This window comes from Chryseobacterium lineare, from assembly GCF_977014045.1.
Genome location: NZ_CDRNIQ010000001.1, coordinates 2684970 through 2705074, shown reverse-complemented (window position 1 = coordinate 2705074; position 20105 = coordinate 2684970). Strand labels below are relative to the sequence as shown.

Below are 20105 nucleotides of genomic sequence, written 5' to 3'. Positions count from 1 at the left end.
ATAAAATAGTTTATTAAAAAAAGCTTTGTCTACCTTTGCGATAATTAAAAGCAAATTTTATCCTTTGAAAAAATAAATAAAGCTTTGTCCAGAATACATGAAGCTTAGTCAAAAGTAGATAAGGCTCCGTCCAAAATAGATAAGGCATTGTCCAGGATATATAAGACCTTGTCCGGAATATATATTGCCTTGTCCAGGGTATATAAGGCTTTGTCTCAAATAGATAAAGCATCGTCCGGAATCTTTATAACACCGTCCAAAATAGATAAGCCTTCCGCCAAACTAAAACACGCATACTCTCAACAATTTCCTTCATTATTCAAAATACATAAGAACTCTGCAGACCAAAAACAACACATATGTCATGTCAATTATCCCACATCTTACAAGATAAATTCATAATTTAGCATCCTTAAACTAAAATGGAAAATATGGTTGCTATTGTTGATAGTGGTTCTACAAAATCAGATTGGGTGATTCTGGACGATTTTAAACAAATCTTCCTGAAAACAGAAACCATTGGCTTCAACCCGAACTTTATCAGCAGAGAACTTATCGTTCCCGAAATTGAAAAAAATACAAGCATCACCTCCGTTAAAAATTCCATCCGGAAAATATACTTTTATGGTTCAGGATGTGGGGTACAGCAGAACTGTGACACTATTATTGAAGAATTGGGAAGAGTATTTACCGATGCAGAAATCATTGTAAAAGAAGATCTAACGGCAGCAGCGTATGCCGCGTATAGAGGAAAGCCTGCCATCGTCTGCATTTTAGGAACAGGTTCAAATTCATGCTATTTTGATGGCAAAAACATAAAAATCCAATTACCGTCACTAGGTTTCCTTGTCGGTGATGAAGGAAGCGGAAGCGCCATCGGGAAACAATTGGTGCGTAGATTCTTTATGCAGAAACTTCCTGAAGATCTTTCATCCGAATTTGAGCAAACGTATAACCTCACCCTGGATGAAGTGCTGAAAAACATGTACCATACCACCCGGCCTAATGCCTTTCTTGCAGATTTCAATAAATTTGTGGTAGAAAGAAAAGAACATCCGTACCTGAAAAAAATGGTACATGAAGAAATGCTTAATTTCTTCGACTATCAGGTGATTCCCTACAAAGAATCAGGAGAAGCCGAAATCAATTTCATTGGCTCCATTGCCTATTACTATGAAGATATTCTGCGTGCAGCAGCGGCAGAACTCAATTTAAATGTGGGACAGATTGTACAGAAACCTATCGAAAGTTTAGTCAGTTACCACATTCAATATATATTATAATCAAAAAACAAAATTCTATATGTCAAGTAAAAACCACCGCGACGAAAAGAACTTTAATCAGGCCGCGTTAGATTACCATAAAGCCGAACCTAAAGGAAAAATCGAAGTGATTCCTTCAAAACCGCACTCTTCTCAGAGAGACCTGTCATTGGCCTATTCGCCGGGAGTTGCAGTTCCTTGTATGGAAATTCACCATAAGCCGGAAACCGTTTACGATTACACAGGAAAAGGAAATCTGGTAGCTGTTATTTCCAACGGTACAGCGGTTCTCGGTTTGGGAGATATCGGTGCAGAGGCTTCAAAGCCGGTAATGGAAGGGAAAGGTCTTTTGTTCAAAATTTTCGCAGACATCAATGTTTTTGATATCGAGATCGATGAAAAAGATCCTGATAAATTCATTGATATTGTAAAAGGAATTGCCCCTACTTTCGGAGGAATCAACCTTGAAGATATTAAAGCCCCGGAAGCATTTTATATCGAGCAGAGATTAAAAGAAGAGCTGGATATTCCTTTAATGCACGACGATCAGCACGGAACAGCCATCATTTCTGCTGCAGCATTAATCAACTCTTTAAAAATAGCCAATAAAAAGATCGAAGAAGTAAAAATGGTGGTAAACGGAGCAGGAGCCGCCGCGATTGCCTGTACCAACCTTTATATTTCTTTAGGGTTAAAAAGAGAAAACGTAATGATGTGTGACAGTAAAGGAGTGATCAACCAGAGAAGAGAAAACCTTACCTCTGAAAAGCTTGATTTTATCGCCCAAACCGATATCGATACCCTGGAAGATGCCGTAAAAGGATCGGATGTTTTTGTAGGATTATCTAAAGGAAATGTGATGACTCCTTCCATGCTTTCAAGCATGAACGAAAATCCTATCGTATTTGCATTAGCCAACCCGGATCCGGAAATTGCCTATGATCTTGCCATTGAAACACGAAAAGATGTGATCATGGCAACGGGAAGAAGTGATTATCCTAACCAGGTAAACAACGTTCTTGGTTTCCCATATATCTTCCGTGGAGCATTGGATGTGCAGGCAAAAACTATTAATGAAGAAATGAAGCTGGCTGCTGTTCATGCGATTGCCGATCTTGCCAAAGAACCGGTACCTGAAGCGGTAATTTTAGCGTATAATCTTCAGAATCTTCAGTTCGGAAGAGAATATTTTATCCCGAAACCGTTTGACAACCGTTTGATTACAAAGGTTTCAAGTGCCGTAGCAAAAGCTGCAGTAGAAAGTGGAGTAGCGAGAAAGATCATCACAGACTTCGACGAATACGAAAACAGTCTTCTCGACAGAATGGGAAGAGATGAAAAGCTGGTGAGAATGATGCAGAACCGTGCAAAAGCAAACCCTAAGAGAATTACTTTAGGGAATGCTGAAGAGTACAACGTACTGAAAGCTGCACAGATCCTTTATGAAGAAGGAATTGCTTACCCAAGCCTTTTAGGAAGCAAAAAATACATCAAAGAACAGATGGAGCGTTTTGGAATTACCCTTGATGTTCCGATTATTGACCCAAGTGATGACGACCAGAAGGAAAACAGAAAAAGATACAGAGAAACGCTGTGGAAACTTCGCCAGAGAAAAGGCATGAACGAATATAAAGCCAAAAGATTCGTTCGTCAGAGAGATTATTTCGGCCCTTTGATGCTGAGACATGGTGATACCGACGGATTGATCGTTGGTTTCTCCAAAAACTATGTGTCTACATTAAGACCGGTTTTAGAAGTGATCGAAAAAGATAAAGGCGTTGATAAAGTAGCCGCAATGATGATGATCTTATCTGAGAAGAAACCGATTTTCTTTGCAGATACTTCCATCAATCAGAATCCTACCGCCGAAGATCTTGTGAATATTGCTAAAATGGCAGAGTTAACGGTAAAATCTTTTGCGATCGAGCCAAGAATCGCCATGCTGGGATTTGAAAACTTTGCTGCGATTTCTGAAACTTCTAAAAAAGTGGCAAAAGCAGTGAGTATCCTTCACGAAAAGTATCCTAAAATGATTGTTGACGGAGAAATACAACCGGATTTCGCAATGGATTCCGATCACCTGAGTGATTATCCGTTCTCAAAATTAGGAAATACACCGGCCAATACTTTCATCTTCCCGAATCTTGAAAGTGCCAATCTTTCTTACAAAATCCTCAGAGGAATGAAACTGGCACAGGTGATAGGACCTGTTTTAATGGGATTAAAACAGCCTGTTCACGTACTCCAGATGCGTTCAAGCGTTGATGAAATTGTGAATCTGGCAACTATAGCTGTTCTGGATGCCCAGAGAAGGGAAATTAAAGACAAGAAATAGACTTACAATATATTTCCCAAATAGTAAAACAAAGACTTCATTTCCGGAGTCTTTGTTTTTTTTATATATAGTCCGAAAATATTATCCTGATAACTTTTGGAATTTATCCTGATAATTTCCCGGATTTATCCTGATGATTTTCTTAATTCATCAGGATGAATTTAAAATCTGTGCCGGATGATGTTTTTCAAGTCTTTTGTTTTTGTGGCATATCTTTAAAATTCAAATTAAAAATTAAGTTAAAAATCATTCGTCTATGAAATGAAAACATTAATTAGTTTAATTTGCTATATTTGGGAGTTTTAAAAATTAATAATGATATTTTCACTACAAGGCATTGTTCAGGAACTTACGCCTACTTACGCAGTGATCAACGTCCAGGGAGTTGGTTACTATGTAGGTATTAGTTTAATGACCTCGCAAACCCTTACCACCAATCAGGAAACCGTTCTTTTTATTCAGCAGATCATCAGGGAAGATGCTCATTTGCTTTTCGGATTTAAAACCAGATCAGAAAAAGAGATGTTCAATCTGTTAATAAGCGTTAATGGAGTGGGGGCGGTATCTGCCCTCATTTTACTATCTACTTTAGCCCTTGATGAGATCGCTTCAGCCATTCTTTCAAGGAACAGTGCATTGATTCAGAAAGCTAAGGGGATTGGTGCCAAAACAGCCGAAAGAATTATAGTAGATCTTAAAGATAAAGTCCAGAAATTCAGTAATCCGGAGGAAAATATTTCTACGCTGGCGAATAATAAAGTGAAGGAAGAATCGTTATCTGCATTAGAAGTTTTGGGTATTCCTAAAAGGATGAGTGAGAAGCTTGCAGACAGCATCATAAAGCAAAATCCGGAGATTTCAATCGAAGAGTTGGTAAAACAAATTTTAAAAAACATTTAACATTTGGTGGCAAATATTAAGTATTTCAATATATTCCTGTTCCTGTCGTTCATGTGCATGTCAGTAATGACGTTTGCACAGCAGAGACCGGCGGTTCGCGACACAGCAATAATAAAAAAAGACTATCAGCTGGCAGATCCTACACAGTATGAAGCCTATTATGATATAAAAAGCGGTATGTATTACGTATATCCGAAGATCGGAAATACTATTACCGGACCTCCTACAGCCATGTCGCCCGAAGATTATAAAGAATTTATGATGGCGGAGCAGACGAGAGCTTACTATAAGGAAAAATCAGACCGTTACAGTTTGATGTTCAGAAAAGATAAAAGTGATGCTGCCAGAAAAGGATTAATTCCTTCTCTTACCATCAACAACAGGCTTTTTGAAACGCTTTTCGGAAGCAATAAAATTGAAATTATTCCGACAGGATATGTTTCTTTCGACTTTGCGGGACTTTACCAGAAGATTGACAACCCATTGATTTTACCTCAAAACAGGAAAAGTTTTACGTTTGATATAGATCAGAGAATTCAGCTGGGTTTATTAGGAAAAGTGGGAGAAAATCTTCAGTTGAAGGCCAATTATGATACACAAAGCGGTTTCGCTTTTGAAAACAGGATGAACCTCGTATGGCAGGCCAAAGGAAGCTGGAAAGATCTTCAGCAGAAAGGGCTTCAGGATGTTGATAAACCAAGCGCCGGTGGCGAAGACAAGATCATCAAAAGAGTAGAATTCGGTAACGTAAATATGCCGCTTTCAACCAGTCTGATCCGTGGATCGCAGTCATTATTTGGAGTAAAGACAGAATTCCAGTTAGGAAAAACTTATGGAACCGTTGTGTTATCTCAGCAACAGGGTGAATCCAGGAATATTACCGTTCAGGGTGGCGGTGTAATGAATACATTTAAGCTGAATGCTATTGATTATGAAGATAATCAGCATTACTTCGTAGGACATTATTTTCTTAACAACTATGATAATTCTTTGCTAAATTATCCTCAGATCAATTCGAAGATCAGCATCACCAGAATGGAAGTTTGGGTACTGGATCAGGGAAATACTAACTTACAATATCAGAAAAGTATCGTTGGGGTTAGGGACCTTGGAGACGCTCCGGGAGTACTTCCAAATAACGACCAGTCCGGATTTAATCTTTACTCTGCAGTGAACGCATTACCGGGATTAAGGGATGCCAGCACGGCTTACAATGCTATCAAAGGTGCTAATCTCCCTGTTGCATCCGGCGGGACAGCAACATATCAGGACGGAGAAGAGTTTATCTTTAATAAAAAAGCAAGAAGATTAAATACCAACGAATACATCCTTCAGCCACAATTAGGGTATATTTCATTGAATCAGAAATTGAATGACAATCAGCTTTTGGCAGTTTCATTCTCATATACGGTAAACGGAAGCAACCAGGTGTACAAAGTCGGGGAATTCTCCGAAGAAAGTACGGTGTTGGTGGCAAAACTTTTAAAGCCGAATACCACTGTAAAGACTTCCTCTCCGATGTGGGATCTGATGATGAAAAATATCTATTCTCTGGATGCCGGACAGGTCATTCAGGATGGGTTTATGCTGAATGTTTTATACAGGGATCCGCAGTCCGGAGGTAAATTAAATTATCTTCCTGTGGCCAATAATCCTCAGGTAAACAATGTTCCTTTAATCAAATTACTGAATTGGGACCGACTCAATGCCAACGGTGACTTACAATCCAATGGAAATACAACAGGAGACGGAATTTTCGACTTTGTCAACGGAATTACCATCAGACCGGAAACCGGAAGGGTGATCTTTACAAAAGCACAGCCGTTTGGTAATTATATTCAGTCGGTGATCGGAAGTAATGATCCGCAGTATGTTTTCTCGGATCTGTACAGCCAGCAAAAGCAGGTTGCCATATCCAGTAACCTCGCCCAGAGATATACCATTGAAGGGCGTTATAAAGGAACGCAGGGACAGGGAATATCTTTAGGAGCCGTAAACGTTCCTCAAGGTTCTGTAAAAGTCTCTGCAAATGGTGTTCAGCTGACAGAAGGGATCGACTATACCGTAGATTATATGCTGGGTACTGTGACCATCATTAATGAACAGGTGAAACAATCCGGTCAGGCTATTAATATTTCATTAGAAAATCAGCTTACGTTCAATACCCAGAGAAAGCGTTTCTTAGGATTAAATTTAGAAAGAAGATTTAATGAAAACTTTATTTTAGGGGCAACGGTTGTTAATTATTCTGAGTCACCACTTACCCAAAAGGTAAATTACGGACAGGAAGCCGTCAACAATACCATGGCAGGAATCAATTTGATGTACAACAATCAGTTGCCGTTTCTGACAAGATTAACGGATAAAATTCCGTTTGTAAATACGGAAGCACCTTCCAATTTAAATTTCAAAATGGAGACTGCTTATTTACTTCCGGGTCTAAATAAAGGAATTAATGACCAGTCTTATATCGACGATTTCGAGCAGACTACTTCAAAGATTACTTTAAAAGAACCAACAGCGTGGAGTCTGGCTTCAAAACCTGAAAAAAACCAATCTGATCAACTTTTTGCGGGAGCAGGTAAAAATAATGACATTAGAGAAGGTTACGGAAGAGGTCTTTTATCCTGGTATAATATCGATCCTAGGTTCTGGGGAGTAGGAGGTAAGGCACCCAACGGTATTACTCCTCAGTCGGTTTCTAACCATGCTTCCAGAAGAGTTCAGTTTTCTGAGATTTTCAATAACAGAGATTTTGTAGCCGGCGAGCAGACCTATACCAATACTTTTGATATTTCATATTATCCGGCAGAAAAGGGACCTTATAATGCTAATCCTGTTGCAGAAAGTACAGCGCAAAGATGGGCGGGTATTATGAGACCGATCTCAGTTTCCAATTTTGTAAGTTCCAATATTGAATATGTAGAATTCTGGATGATGGATCCTTATGCAGATGGAAATACTTTAGGTACAAATCCAAAACTTTTATTACAGTTAGGAAACGTGTCCGAAGATATCCTGAAAGATGGACAAATGCAATATGAAAATGGATTGCCTACGCCTTCGGCGCCTTCTGTTACTACAACTTCAAACTGGGGAACACAGCCTAAGCAACCGCCGATTTTGTATGCTTTCTCAAGCGAAGGTGCAGATAGAACTGCTCAGGATTTAGGATATGATGGGTTAGGTTCAGATCAGGAAGCTGCCTTGTTTGGAAATACATTTGTCAATCCGGTTACCAATGTGTCGGATCCTGCTGTAGATGATTTCGTATTTTATATGTCTAATAAATTTACAGGAAATCAGGCAGCTTCAGTAGTACAGCGTTATAAATATTTCAGAGGGCCGGAAGGAAATTCACAGAGCAACTCTCTGGAGGTTGCTACGCAGACTCCGGATTCTGAAGATATTAATAAAGATTATAACTTAGATCAGAGCGAAAGCTACAATCAGTATGAAGTAAAACTGGATCAGGGGAGTTTGGCATTGGGACAAAATAATATCGTTGATGTTAAAACAGTTCAGGCACAATTCCAGAACGGGCAGACTTCTCAGGTAAAATGGTATTTATTTAGAGTTCCGGTTTCACAATATGTGACCACTGCGGGAGATCATGATGCTTCAATTTTAAATAATGTAAGATTTGCAAGATTATTATTGACAGGATTTGATCAGACTTCTACATTAAGATTCGGAACAATGGATCTTGTAAGATCAGACTGGAGAAAATACCCTAAAAATGTTGCCGTCTTCGGAAGTAATACTACAGCAGATCCGGCTACAAATGAGGGTTCAACTGATGATGTTACTATTGGTAATCTTGAAGTAGGAAGTGTAAATATTGAAGAAAATGCGTTAAATCAGCCTCCTTATGTATTGCCTCCGGGAATCGACAGACAGATTCTTAGTGGAAATGCAGGGGCACAAAGACAAAACGAAGCTTCTTTATATTTAAAAGTTAAAGAATTAGCTGCTACCGAGGCAAAAGGAGTATTTAAAAATACCAGCCTCGATATGAGAAGATATAAAAAACTGAAGCTTTTTGTTCATGCACAAGATCCTACCAACAGGGTTCAGGGCCTTGATAAGAATACAAAATTCTTCATCCGTTTTGGAAATGATGCTACAGACAACTACTATGAGTATGAGTCTGCCTTGAAAATGACACCAACTACAGCAACCGCACCATTGGAAATCTGGCCGACGGAAAATGATGTGGATTTGAATATTCAGGATTTTGTAGATGCTAAAATAAGAAGAGATAAAAATAATCCTGGCGATATCAACAAAAGAATTATGGATCCTTTATTTGATGAAGGAGGAACTTATAAGAAATTATATATCAAGGGACGTCCTAGCTTAGGAAATGTCACCACTATAATGATTGGTATTAGAAATGGTTATGAGAGAGGAGAATTAGGGGCTGTTTCTATAGACAGAATCCTTTGGGTAAACGAAATCCGTCTTTCTGAAATCGAAAACGACGGAGGCTACGCAGGAAATGCAAGTTTAAACTTTAATCTTGGAGATTTTGCCACGGTAAATACAAGTGCATCCTACACGTCCGTAGGATTCGGAAATATTGATTCTAAGCCGGCAGAAAGAAACCAGTCTACACAGTCTGCTTTCAGTATCAATACAGCCGTTAATGTTGATAAATTCTTACCTGAAAAAACTGGGGTGAAAATCCCATTGAACTACTCATATTCGCAAACCATCGAAGATCCTAAATATAATCCTCTGGATACTGATGTTGAATTTAAGAAAGCTGCCAACAGGGACGAACTTAAAAAAGTAGCACGAACATACACTCAACAGAGAAGCATCGGGGTTGTAAATATGCACAAAGAAAGAGTAAATCAAAATAGAAAGCCAAAATTCTATGATGTTGAAAATATTTCTGTGACTGCCGTTTATAACGATGACTTTTACAGAGATATTTATACCAAAAGAAACTACAGACAGTATTTGAGAGGATATGTGGATTACAACTACACTTTCAAACCGTGGGTAATCCGTCCTTTCAATAAAATGATCAGTGATACGGCTAAATCCACAAAATATCTGAAATGGGTAAAAGAATTTAACTTTAATCCCGTACCGACAAGATTCTCTTTCAGAACTGAGATTGACAGAAATTATAATGAACTGGAGTTCCGTAATATTGATGCCATTTTAAATGGAAACTATAATGATGACTTCGGGGCAATCAAAAACAGAAATTTCTACTTTGGATGGCAGTACGGCTTAGGGTTTAATTTCACTAAATCATTAAAACTGGAAATCAACTCGGCCACGAGAACATTGAATGATAATGTGGATGTTAATACAATGAATAACAAATCGATCTTTGGAAATGTGTTCAGAGCCGGAAGACCTGTATTGTATAATCACAGAGTTCAGTTAAATTATAAACTGCCGTTCCAGTATCTTCCCTATTTAGATTTCATTGATGCAGAACTAGGGTACGGATTTACCTACAATTGGAATGCAAGATCCACCGTTCTTTTATCAAGTCCGGATGGAAGTCTTGGATCGGTCGGGCAGAATACCAATGTAATTCAGGCTACTGCAACAGCAGACTTTACGAAGTTCTTCGGTCAGTTTAAATATTTTAAAAATATTTCAGCAAAACTTCAGAAACGTAAACAGGAAGTCGATTCGTTAAACAATGCTTATACCCAGCAATGGGAGAAAAACAAATACGCCTATAAAAAATACAAATTTAAAAACAGGCTTACTCCGCTTCAGAGCATGGCATATTTATTAACGTCAATGAAGCAGTTAGACATCAACTATTCCGAAAACAATGGTACCGTACTTCCGGGATTGCTTTCTGCGCCGAACTGGTATGGATATGGGCAGACATTAGGTGGCCCTACGATCGGATTCCTTTTCGGTTCACAGGCAGATATCAGAAGAACAGTGATGGAGAATGGCTGGGTAAGTGACTCGGAGTTCATGACTGATCCTTATGTCCGGATGTCAACAAGAGAGCTTCGTGCAAATCTTCAGATAATGCCAATGAATGACCTTAGAATTGATATCAGCGCTCTTCATAATTACAACAGAAACTTTACCCATACCGGATTTAATTATAGAGATTCGAATACGGGAATTGCTGATCCTAACTATACATTTGCCAATGATATGGTTACCTATTCCAATTCTGTGGTGTTACTTAAAACAGCATTTAAAGATGGTGCTGCAATCTATCAGGCAATACGGGAAAATGCAATGATTTTATCACAACAAATGCCGGGCGCCCTGGAACCAAACGGTTTCAAAGACGGCTACGGAATATCAAATGCTTATATTCTGATTCCTGCGTTCAGGGCCGCCGTAGAAGGTAAATCTCCGAAAATGATGGATAATCCTAAAAAAGCCGGATTTCCGATTCCTAACTGGAAGATCACGTATTCAGGATTAAGAAATGTCCCGATTATTAATGGTCAGTTTTCCAAGTTTGATCTTCTTCATGCTTATCAGGCGACCTACACAGCTACGGGAGTTCAGTCGAGTATAGATTATTTTAATTCACTTAATAATTTTAATGCAACCCAGAGAGACATCAATGATGATTATATCAATCCATTTACATTTGCTCAGGTGGGATACGTAGAAAACTTCTCACCATTGATCGGAGTAGATATGACGATGAGAAATAACATGCAGTTCGGTATCCAGTACAACAGATTAAGGACATTATTGCTAGGATTGGTGAATCATACGTTAACCGAAGACTCAAACAGCGAATATGTGGTGAGAGTTGGATATATCATCAGAAACTTCAGACTGGGAATGGCCAACACAGGAGGAAGAGGAAAAGCCAAAGGAAGCGATCTCAATATTAGAGGAGATTTCTCCTTAAGAGACAGCCGAACCAGTATCACCAACATCCTGCTGGATGACTCACAGGTTACCGGAGGGCAAAGACTGATGAATATTAAAATATCTGCAGACTATAATGTATCAGAAAATCTGAATCTTAGAGTGTTCTATGAACAGATGACTTCGAAATACAAAATCTCAACAGCATTCCCGCTGTCAACCATAAGAGCAGGGATTTCCGCTACGTTCACCTTCGGGGATTCAGGAGGTTTCTGATGAGAATCAGAATAAATTTAAATGTCCTTCAATTTTGGAGGACATTTTTTATATCCGATATTTGAAGCTTGTAGAATTTTGAATACATTTGTACCAAATAAAAAATTAAAAATGAACACACCATCAGAATTAAAGTACACTAAAGATCACGAATGGATTAAGATCGAGGGTAACATTGCTACAATCGGTATTACAGACTTCGCTCAGGGAGAGCTTGGCGATATCGTTTATGTAGATGTTGATACTGTAGATGATGAATTGGAAGGAGGAGCGGTTTTCGGAAGTGTAGAAGCTGTAAAAACAGTTTCAGACTTATTCTTGCCTATTTCAGGAAAAGTGATTGAGTTCAATTCAGAACTTGAAGATCAACCTGAACTTTTAAATTCAGATCCTTATGGAAACGGATGGATCATCAAAATAGAAGTTGCTGAAGGTGCAGATCATTCAGAATTACTTTCCGCTGAAGAATATCAGGCAATCATTGGATAAAATTTCAAAAATATTGAGTAAGATACTGCCCATTTATTGGGCATTTCTTACTTATATGCTTCTCAAACCCGGTGAAGAGAACCACGAATACTGGTTCATGTTCAATGGAATTGATAAAGTTTTGCATCTAAGCATTTTTGCGGCACTTGGTTTCTGTTTCATAGCTGCATTTCCCAAAATAAAATTTTACTACTTCATTCAGATTATCTTGATTTATGCCTTCCTTACAGAAATTCTCCAACAGGAAATGAGACTCGGCAGATCTATGGAGACTCTGGATGTTGTTGCAGATACCATCGGCTGTCTCATAGGCTACTATACATATAAGCTACTTGTCAAAAGATTTTTCTAATCTTATTCACAAGCCTTCACCAGCTTCCACATAAGCCTACGTTCACTTTTCTCAACCCTCCAATGATCACACTCATTTTCTGGGAGCTTTTCCGGCTATCCGCTCATACTCCTCGCGCCGCAACTTCCCATGCTCCCCACCGCTAAACCCATTCCTTCCCAACCGCTCCAACTCCGCTGTGGGGTATCCGCTACTATCCGGGCTAGGTTGTGGGTGCTTGATTTCAACGGTCACCACTCAAAAACATATGATCTAAACCCTCCAACTCTTTTCTTAGAATAAAAAAAACCTTTACTATTTAAATTCACCATCTGCGCCATCTGCAAAATCTGCGAGAGCTTAAATACAAAAACAAACCATACACACACTCCCGAAACACTAACATCCTCCAACATTTATCCTCTATACCCCAAAAGCTAAACATTAGTTTAAAATTATTCTCTTTAGTATTCAGTGGGTTAAGGGGTAAATGTGAATCAAAAGTAAACTTTATGTTAAGTAAATTAGGATTATAGGGGATAAAAGTACTACTTTTGCCCCACTGAAAAACGGAGAGTTGATTAGGTAGCGCAGAAGAGCTTTTAAGAAGAGCGGATAAATTAGAAAGAACTCCTTTATATTTAATAAGGATACTTTTAAAAGTCGGATTTAGTTCATGAATTTTTTTAAGAAAATATTTGTGAGAATAAAAAAGATTAGTATCTTTGCAGTCCCGATAAAACGGGAGCGCAGGAGTAGGTTTGACGGATGTTTGAATGGAGATTAGGGTTGTCAAAAAAACTTTAAAAATTCTTTAAAAAACATTTGGTTGATAAGAAATAATTTATTACTTTTGCACTCGCAAATACGGCGTGAAACTGACAGAGAAAGTAGCGGAGTATGAAGCGGAAGATTTGAAGATCATTGACATACAATATAACAACCAAGTAAGGAAAAACTAAAGCGTTAAAAAACTTTGAGTGAGTCAAGAACAAACATACAATGGAGAGTTTGATCCTGGCTCAGGATGAACGCTAGCGGGAGGCCTAACACATGCAAGCTGAGCGGTAGAGATCTTTCGGGATCTTGAGAGCGGCGTACGGGTGCGGAACACGTGTGCAACCTGCCTTTATCAGGGGGATAGCCTTTCGAAAGGAAGATTAATACTCCATAATATAATAGATGGCATCATTTATTATTGAAAACTGAGGTGGATAGAGATGGGCACGCGCAAGATTAGATAGTTGGTGAGGTAACGGCTCACCAAGTCGATGATCTTTAGGGGGCCTGAGAGGGTGATCCCCCACACTGGTACTGAGACACGGACCAGACTCCTACGGGAGGCAGCAGTGAGGAATATTGGACAATGGGTTAGCGCCTGATCCAGCCATCCCGCGTGAAGGACGACGGCCCTATGGGTTGTAAACTTCTTTTGTACAGGGATAAACCTATCTACGTGTAGATAGCTGAAGGTACTGTACGAATAAGCACCGGCTAACTCCGTGCCAGCAGCCGCGGTAATACGGAGGGTGCAAGCGTTATCCGGATTTATTGGGTTTAAAGGGTCCGTAGGCGGATCCGTAAGTCAGTGGTGAAATCTCACAGCTTAACTGTGAAACTGCCATTGATACTGCGGGTCTTGAGTAAGGTAGAAGTGGCTGGAATAAGTAGTGTAGCGGTGAAATGCATAGATATTACTTAGAACACCAATTGCGAAGGCAGGTCACTATGTCTTAACTGACGCTGATGGACGAAAGCGTGGGGAGCGAACAGGATTAGATACCCTGGTAGTCCACGCCGTAAACGATGCTAACTCGTTTTTGGGCTTTCGGGTTCAGAGACTAAGCGAAAGTGATAAGTTAGCCACCTGGGGAGTACGTTCGCAAGAATGAAACTCAAAGGAATTGACGGGGGCCCGCACAAGCGGTGGATTATGTGGTTTAATTCGATGATACGCGAGGAACCTTACCAAGGCTTAAATGGGAATTGACAGGCTCAGAAATGGGTTTTTCTTCGGACAATTTTCAAGGTGCTGCATGGTTGTCGTCAGCTCGTGCCGTGAGGTGTTAGGTTAAGTCCTGCAACGAGCGCAACCCCTGTTACTAGTTGCTACCATTAAGTTGAGGACTCTAGTAAGACTGCCTACGCAAGTAGAGAGGAAGGTGGGGATGACGTCAAATCATCACGGCCCTTACGCCTTGGGCCACACACGTAATACAATGGCCGGTACAGAGGGCAGCTACACAGCGATGTGATGCGAATCTCGAAAGCCGGTCTCAGTTCGGATTGGAGTCTGCAACTCGACTCTATGAAGCTGGAATCGCTAGTAATCGCGCATCAGCCATGGCGCGGTGAATACGTTCCCGGGCCTTGTACACACCGCCCGTCAAGCCATGGAAGTCTGGGGTACCTGAAGTCGGTGACCGTAAAAGGAGCTGCCTAGGGTAAAACAGGTAACTAGGGCTAAGTCGTAACAAGGTAGCCGTACCGGAAGGTGCGGCTGGAACATCTCATTTTAGAGCGTCTATTGACGATAAACAAAAAAAGTATCGCAAGATACATTGTACTTACTTAAAGTAAAGCTTTAGTTTTTTATTGGTTGCTTATATTAAAAATACAAACCCACTAGAAATTAGTAAAAGGGAGGAAGAGATTTTAGATTATAAATGATAGATTTTAGATTTGAAAATTAATTTAAAATTCAAAATTTAAAATTTAAAATTAGATGAAGTCTCGTAGCTCAGCTGGTTAGAGCGCTACACTGATAATGTAGAGGTCGGCAGTTCGAGCCTGCCCGAGACTACTAATTATATAGAGGTTAGAATCTAGAAATTAGAAGTTAGTTTTAACTAATCTCTAACTTCTAACTACTAACATCTACACTAGCGGGGAATTAGCTCAGCTGGCTAGAGCGCCTGCCTTGCACGCAGGAGGTCAAGGGTTCGACTCCCTTATTCTCCACATATTATATGATGTACGTAAGTACAGAGTATAATTGTAAGAGTGTAATAAAAGAAATTGTATATCTACATAATGACGGAGCCGTCATTAGTACATTTTACTTGATTACAGGATTACAAGCATAAAGATCATTGACATTACCGGTAAAGACATCACAAAGAGAAAACCGAGCACTTATAAGTGCTTGAGTAACCTAAAAATAGGAAAGAAATCGTTAAGGGCGTATGGCGGATGCCTAGGCTTTCAGAGGCGAAGAAGGACGTGGTAAGCTGCGAAAAGCTGCGGGGATTGGCACACACGAATTGATCCGCAGATGTCCGAATGGGGCAACCCGTCAGGTTGAAGACCTGTCATCCCTTAGGGGAAGCAAACCCGGAGAACTGAAACATCTAAGTACCCGGAGGAAAAGAAATCGAAGAGATTCCGTAAGTAGTGGCGAGCGAAAGCGGATTAGCCCAAAAGTCTTTATATGTTTAGAAGAATGTTCTGGAAAGAACAGCCATAGAGGGTGATAGCCCCGTATTTGAAAGGCATATATAGATGATAAATGAGTAGGGCGGGACACGTGAAATCCTGTCTGAATATGGGGGGACCATCCTCCAAGGCTAAATACTCCTGAAAGACCGATAGTGAACAAGTACTGTGAAGGAAAGGTGAAAAGCACTTCGAATAGAAGGGTGAAATAGAACCTGAAACCGTACGCCTACAAGCGGTCGGAGCAGATTAATTCTGTGACGGCGTGCCTTTTGCATAATGAGCCTACGAGTTAATTTTACTAGCGAGGTTAAGGACTTCAGGTCCGGAGCCGGAGCGAAAGCGAGTCTGAATAGGGCGCATAGTTAGTAGGATTAGACGCGAAACCTTGTGATCTACCCATGGGCAGGTTGAAGCTTTGGTAACACAAAGTGGAGGACCGAACCGGTTGACGTTGAAAAGTCTTCGGATGACCTGTGGGTAGGGGTGAAAGGCCAATCAAACTGGGAGATAGCTCGTACTCTCCGAAATGCATTTAGGTGCAGCGTCGATTTATAGTTTATTAGAGGTAGAGCTACTGATTGGATGCGGGGGTTTCATCGCCTACCAATTCCTGACAAACTCCGAATGCTAATAAATGATGGTCGGCAGTGAGGGCATGGGTGCTAAGGTCCATGTCCGAGAGGGAAAGAACCCAGACCAACAGCTAAGGTCCCCAAATTTCTGTTAAGTTGAAGCAACGCGGTTGGACTGCATTGACAGCTAGGATGTTGGCTTGGAAGCAGCCATTCATTTAAAGAGTGCGTAACAGCTCACTAGTCGAGCGGTCCGGCATGGATAATAATCGGGCATAAACAGAATACCGAAGCTATGGATTTATAATTAATTATATCTGGTAGGAGAGCATTCTATCGGCGTAGAAGCTGAGTCGTGAGGCTTGGTGGAGCTTATAGAAAAGAAAATGTAGGCATAAGTAACGATAAAGGGGGCGAGAAACCCCCTCACCGAAAGACTAAGGTTTCCTCAGCCATGCTAATCAGCTGAGGGTTAGTCGGGACCTAACGCGCACCCGAAAGGGGAAGTGGATGGACAATGGGTTAATATTCCCATACTTGCTCACACTAAAAAGGGGACGGTTCGACGTAGCTATTGAAGACGGACGGAAGTGTCAAGGCCTAGCCTTCGGGCGAAGCTGTTATAGTGAAATCGGATCCAAGAAAAGCCGAAGTGAAGCAACCCGTACCAAAACCGACACAGGTGGTCGAGGAGAGAATCCTAAGGTGCTCGAGTGAGTCGTGGCTAAGGAACTAGGCAAAATAGTCTCGTAACTTCGGAAGAAGAGACGCCAACAGCAATGTTGGCCGCAGTGAAGAGGCCCAGGCGACTGTTTATCAAAAACACAGGACTCTGCTAAATCGAAAGATGCTGTATAGGGTCTGACACCTGCCCGGTGCTGGAAGGTTAAGGAAGGGCGTTAGCGTAAGCGAAGCGTTTGACTGAAGCCCCAGTAAACGGCGGCCGTAACTATAACGGTCCTAAGGTAGCGAAATTCCTTGTCGGGTAAGTTCCGACCTGCACGAATGGTGTAACGATCTGGGCACTGTCTCAGCCACGAGCTCGGTGAAATTGTAGTATCGGTGAAGATGCCGATTACCCGCAATGGGACGAAAAGACCCTGTGAACCTTTACTATAACTTCGTATTGACTTTGAGTAAGTAATGTGTAGGATAGGTGGGAGGCTTTGAAGCCGGCACGCTAGTGTTGGTGGAGCCGACGTTGAAATACCACCCTTTACTTACTTGGAGCCTAACTTCTTTCAGAAGGACATTGCGTGGTGGGTAGTTTGACTGGGGTGGTCGCCTCCAAAAGAGTAACGGAGGCTTTCAAAGGTACCCTCAGCACGCTTGGTAACCGTGCGTAGAGTGTAATGGCATAAGGGTGCTTGACTGTGAGACCAACAAGTCGATCAGGTGCGAAAGCAGGACATAGTGATCCGGTGGTTCCGTATGGAAGGGCCATCGCTCATAGGATAAAAGGTACTCCGGGGATAACAGGCTAGTCTCCCCCAAGAGCTCACATCGACGGGGAGGTTCGGCACCTCGATGTCGGCTCGTCACATCCTGGGGCTGGAGAAGGTCCCAAGGGTTGGGCTGTTCGCCCATTAAAGTGGCACGCGAGCTGGGTTCAGAACGTCGTGAGACAGTTCGGTCTCTATCTATTGCGGGCGTTAGATGTTTGAGAGGGCTTGATTCTAGTACGAGAGGACCGAATTGAACAAACCTCTGGTGTATCAGTTGTACCGCCAGGTGCACCGCTGAGTAGCTATGTTTGGAAGAGATAAACACTGAAAGCATATAAGTGTGAAACTCGCCTCAAGATGAGACATCTTTTAAGGGTCGTGGGAGATGACCACGTTGATAGGCTACAGGTGTAAAGACAGTAATGTCATAGCCGAGTAGTACTAATTACCCGTAGATTTATAGCCTATAAGGTTGCAGTAAGCTTAAAGCAATATGCTGTAAGCCAAGCCTTATAAGTGCGAATACTGGTTTTGCCTTTGTGATGAAATTTACCGATAAAAAGCAGTATGCTTTACGCTGTAAGCCTAAAGCTTATAGCCTACTGCCTACAGCTATATACAACTTTTAGGGTGGTTTTAGCGGTGGGGCTCACCTGTTCCCATTCCGAACACAGAAGTTAAGCCCACCAGCGCCGATGGTACTGCTAACGCGGGAGAGTAGGTCGCCGCCAGTTTTTATTTAAAGTCTCACAGAATACTCTGTGAGACTTTTTTGTTTTTACCATACTCTAAAATATCATATATCCCCAAAAAGCCTTCTCCTTTTTTAGAACAAGACTCCCACACCCCGATACCCACAATCCTGTATTCCCTATATCCCATCATCTTCAACCTCACACCTCTACATTCTGCATCTTAACGCGCTCTACTCCCTTTATTCTGCTAACACACAATGCGAATCTGAATAAAACGATCCTGAACTGAACCAAAGATGATAGTTGAATAAACTAAACTATAGCTATAAGCGAAAAAAGCTACAGAAAAATGTCGGATTTTATAAAATTTAAGATGTGATAGATTTTTTTAGCTCGTTTAGTGCTAGCCACTATCTTATCCAGGATAAAAAACTTCGGAAAGCAGATTAGGTAAAATGAGATACAGTCATTTTCTCTTCAGATTAATTTGACTCTTTGTGTAGCCATCTGTTTTGCATATGGTTTATTATCTCTACCGTAAGCTGCTGGCTGATTGTTGTTCTCAGGCTTTATGATAGTAGAATGTCTTATAGTATAGGATTAATAATTAGCCATCGGTCAAACACCACCATTTTAGAATACCCGGATTTATGATCTTATTCAGAGGAATAAATTCAATAAATCACCGGCAATATCCTCGTTGTTACTAAACCAGTTTACTTAATTTTTTTTCATCAATCCTTATTTTTTTGGATTGTATTCAATCAACTGAATAATATTTTCATATTTATTCTTATTTATATTTAGTCAACTTTATCTTTCTATATGATACATCTACGCTATAAATTCTAACCTACATTTTTTATTTCAACACAATACCAGTAATCAATTACTATATTTGTCGCTTGAATTTTAATATCCCGATCTGTATTACCCTGTACCATTACGGAATATTGTAATCTTATGCTCATTCCTGAGTTTGAATATCCCAAATAATAACAAAACTTGCAAAAACGTTCTCTTTCACATACCTTATACATATTGAATTATTTTTGCTAGTTGTAAAATCTAGTAAAATTATTAAATATAAAATCTACCGAAAATTCTTGACTGTTTTTGAATAGAACACCATGCGAATCATCCTACTTGTGTAACCATAGTCTTTATACACGAAAATACTTTCACTTTTTTCAATGCTATTTTCATCTTCTATTACCTGGAATTCGTTGTTTTTTGGTATTATTTTTCCACACAAATTCTTATTTAATTATTTAATCGATTCGTAATCGTTTAATGTGGATAACTATAATATTAAGATAACCGTTTAGATAATAGTGTATTATACCTGTTATTTTCCACAAGCCTAATCATAGAGCCAATTTTGTCTTAAATAAATTAGGATTATAGGGGATAAAAGAACTACTTTTGCCCCACTGAAAACGAGAGTATCTCAGTAAGCGCAGAAGAGCTTTTAAGAAGAGCGGATAAATTAGAAAGAACTCCTTTATATTTAATAAGGATACTTTTAAAA

At 40.2% G+C, this 20105-nt stretch carries 6 protein-coding genes, 2 tRNA genes and 3 rRNA genes; all 11 read left to right on the top strand.

All coding sequences use genetic code 11. The annotated features are described in order from the left end of the window. Nucleotides 1–431: 431 nt before the first annotated feature. The 11 genes from ACWNCI_RS11920 to rrf all read left to right on the top strand — a co-directional run bounded on the left by ACWNCI_RS11920 (nucleotide 432) and on the right by rrf (nucleotide 18613). Entirely contained in the window at nucleotides 432–1283 is an 852-nt protein-coding gene (locus ACWNCI_RS11920; protein WP_449389496.1) for a BadF/BadG/BcrA/BcrD ATPase family protein, read from the top strand. 19 nt (nucleotides 1284–1302) lie between these two features. Further along, a complete protein-coding gene (locus tag ACWNCI_RS11915; protein ID WP_346984103.1) occupies nucleotides 1303–3597 on the top strand; it encodes an NADP-dependent malic enzyme in 2295 nt (764 codons plus the stop codon). Nucleotides 3598–3912: 315 nt separating this feature from the next. Continuing rightward, entirely contained in the window at nucleotides 3913–4497 is a 585-nt protein-coding gene (gene ruvA / locus ACWNCI_RS11910) for a Holliday junction branch migration protein RuvA (RefSeq protein ID WP_449388470.1), read from the top strand. Nucleotides 4498–4548: 51 nt separating this feature from the next. Beyond that, nucleotides 4549–11604 carry a T9SS outer membrane translocon Sov/SprA gene (gene sov, locus ACWNCI_RS11905; RefSeq protein ID WP_449389495.1) on the top strand — a complete coding sequence of 2352 codons (7056 nt, stop codon included), beginning with the start codon at nucleotides 4549–4551 and terminating at the stop codon, nucleotides 11602–11604. A gap of 111 nt (nucleotides 11605–11715) precedes the next feature. Continuing rightward, complete coding sequence (gene gcvH, locus ACWNCI_RS11900) at nucleotides 11716–12093, top strand: glycine cleavage system protein GcvH (protein ID WP_449388469.1); 378 nt, start codon at nucleotides 11716–11718, stop codon at nucleotides 12091–12093. 25 nt (nucleotides 12094–12118) lie between these two features. Next, on the top strand, nucleotides 12119–12445 hold the full coding sequence (locus ACWNCI_RS11895) for a VanZ family protein (protein ID WP_449389494.1): 327 nt from the start codon (nucleotides 12119–12121) through the stop codon (nucleotides 12443–12445). Nucleotides 12446–13423: 978 nt separating this feature from the next. Beyond that, nucleotides 13424–14940, top strand: a 16S ribosomal RNA gene (locus ACWNCI_RS11890). A gap of 213 nt (nucleotides 14941–15153) precedes the next feature. After that, nucleotides 15154–15227, top strand: a tRNA-Ile gene (locus tag ACWNCI_RS11885). A gap of 84 nt (nucleotides 15228–15311) precedes the next feature. Next, nucleotides 15312–15385 (top strand) — tRNA-Ala (locus ACWNCI_RS11880). Nucleotides 15386–15589: 204 nt separating this feature from the next. Continuing rightward, nucleotides 15590–18344 (top strand): 23S ribosomal RNA (locus tag ACWNCI_RS11875). 161 nt (nucleotides 18345–18505) lie between these two features. Further along, nucleotides 18506–18613, top strand: a 5S ribosomal RNA gene (gene rrf, locus ACWNCI_RS11870). Together the 16S, 23S and 5S rRNA genes with 2 tRNA genes alongside form the textbook arrangement of a ribosomal RNA operon. Nucleotides 18614–20105: the final 1492 nt, after the last annotated feature.

Coding starts and splice junctions, on each gene's coding strand:
- ruvA (WP_449388470.1), top strand. CDS start 3,913: ATGATATTTTCACTACAAGGCATTGTTCAGGAACTTACGCCTACTTAC.
- gcvH (WP_449388469.1), top strand. CDS start 11,716: ATGAACACACCATCAGAATTAAAGTACACTAAAGATCACGAATGGATT.
- sov (WP_449389495.1), top strand. CDS start 4,549: ATGTGCATGTCAGTAATGACGTTTGCACAGCAGAGACCGGCGGTTCGC.
- ACWNCI_RS11915 (WP_346984103.1), top strand. CDS start 1,303: ATGTCAAGTAAAAACCACCGCGACGAAAAGAACTTTAATCAGGCCGCG.
- ACWNCI_RS11920 (WP_449389496.1), top strand. CDS start 432: ATGGTTGCTATTGTTGATAGTGGTTCTACAAAATCAGATTGGGTGATT.